This is a genomic window from Frankia canadensis (assembly GCF_900197875.1).
In the GTDB taxonomy this organism is placed as follows: Bacteria; Actinomycetota; Actinomycetes; order Frankiales; family Frankiaceae; genus Frankia; species Frankia canadensis.
The window spans coordinates 1-2,043 of the sequence record NZ_FZMO01000387.1 but is presented as its reverse complement, the minus strand read 5'-3'; the positions used below and the strand labels follow the sequence as shown (position 1 = coordinate 2,043).

Below are 2,043 nucleotides of genomic sequence, written 5' to 3'. Positions count from 1 at the left end.
CTGGTTGGCCAACCGGCCCCCCGGGGCCCGCCGGTCGGCCAACCAGCCCGCACCGCTGACCGGTCCGCCGCAAGCCCGTCGGTCGGCTGCCCGTCTGGCCGCTGGTCGGTCAGAAGACGGTGTTCCCTGGTGCTCCACCTCGTTCATCCCCAAGCCATGACCGCACTCTGCGGCCAGCCCCTCGCCGAACAGGAATCGCCAGATCAGCTCGGCCAACCCCTGATCGTCTGTGATCGCTGCGCCCACGCGGCCGCCCTGCACCCACCGGCTGCACGTGGCGGGCGGGACGATTCACGCCCGTAAGGGCCGCTTCCTCGCCGAACTCGACGACGCCGAGCAGCGGCCCGGTCGTTCCGCACCCGTGGCGCCGCACGGCGCTGGATCGTCGAGCAGCGCGTCGCGCACGGCTGGCCCGACGCCAGCTGGCTCGTCATGGGAGTGTCCGAGCTCCGGCTCTGCTCACTTTTGGTAGTCGCTGATTGTTAGCGGCACAACCGACCGGGTCTGTCTGGGCTCCGCTCTGGCGATCGGCGGTCTGGTAGACCGCATGGACGCGGTAGCGGACAACCGCCGGCGGCGTCAGAGCATACGGATCGATGAGACGCGGGTGAATACCGACAAACGTGGACGGCGAAGAAGGTCACCCTCGATGGCAACCTGCCAACCTTCATTGAATGCGCGAATGAGTTGACCATAGTCGATCTGTCGATCATTGATTTTCACCGTGACAATTCGTTCAGCCTCGCCAGGCAGCGAGAGCCTGCCACGAACCCGCGCCGTCCGTGCGGCACTCGGATCTTCCCGGTCGAGGCTCACAACAGTTCCGACGATGATGCCGCGCGACAGCGAAGCAGAGTCAGATGATCGCGACATTCGCGCCGAGCCGGTGCTGCTGTACACCGGGTCAACCCCCGGATGCGCCGCGCGCATTCGTTCTGCAGCGAAGCGGAGGATTCCCGCAATTCCAGGTGGGACCTCGATCTCCCGCATGGACAAGCCCTGATCCACAGGTAGAGATCTCGCGAAGTCGACTGCCACTCGGCGGGCGGTCGCGCCCTCAGGAGGCGCGATGGTGGCGACAGCTTCGACGAAGCCGGCAGTCATGCCCATATCGAGCATGTTGTATAGCTGGCTGTCGTCGGCGTACTCTCCCGCTATCAAGGCGGCCCGCGTGGCTGCTTTGACACCATCGACCACAGCTGTCGTAACGCGTCTACCGAACGCGTTATCCGCCTGCGCGCCGACGCCCGTCAGGGGCGGTGTGAGTGGGCACGCTAGATCGACTACGAAGCTACCTGGTATCACGCGCGCACGCACTGTGCCCAGGTACGCGTCGACGAGAGAGCTCGTGAATACCGCCCGCGACGCGGCCCGGACGGCGGACTCAGCCGCGGCCTGCAGAATCGCCCGCGCGCCTTCGAAGAGGGCCGCGCCCTCGTGGATCGCGATGACACCTGGCTCCGGTGACTCCGCCCCGACCATGACGTGGTCAGTTCTGTCACTGCTGAGCGCCAGCGCCGTCGCCGCCGGATCGCGCCCCTCACTGGCTGCGATCTGCACGACGACGGCGCGCATACCCCGGTCGTAATCTGCAAACCTCGTCGACAGGGGTACAAAGATCTGGTGGACGGTGCCCGACGGGACCGACTTGACATAGATCGCAGTGTCAGAATTCGCGTGCAGTTCCTGCCAGCCCGACGCGCGCACGTATGTCGCGACCTGGTCGGGCGACGGGGTCTGCCAGGTATCCGTGCCCGAGCTCACCCGTTCACCCCATAGCGTCGGAGTTGCAGACGTGCGTCGTCCTCGCAGAGCGTACGCAGCGATGAGGGCGTCAGCCGGTTGGCGCGTGGAACGCGGACAACCTGCTTATTCTTGTTACTGGTGGGAGTCTCACCCGCAAGCGACACGTAGTACGCACCGTAACGGAGGATGTCCGCGTCCCCGCCGTTCTCGAGCCAGACGGCGCGGTCTCGGTCGACCAAGACCTAGAGTTTCGCAGTTTTCTTGATCGGGATCGGCGGCCGATAACGGCTGGATGAT

At 65.6% G+C, this 2,043-nt stretch carries 1 protein-coding gene; it reads right to left on the bottom strand.

What is annotated here, in order from left to right:
• Window positions 1–579: 579 nt before the first annotated feature.
• Window positions 580–1,764, bottom strand: coding sequence for a hypothetical protein (locus C1A33_RS24300; RefSeq protein ID WP_101833647.1), 1,185 nt, complete (start codon window positions 1,762–1,764; stop codon window positions 580–582).
• Window positions 1,765–2,043: the final 279 nt, after the last annotated feature.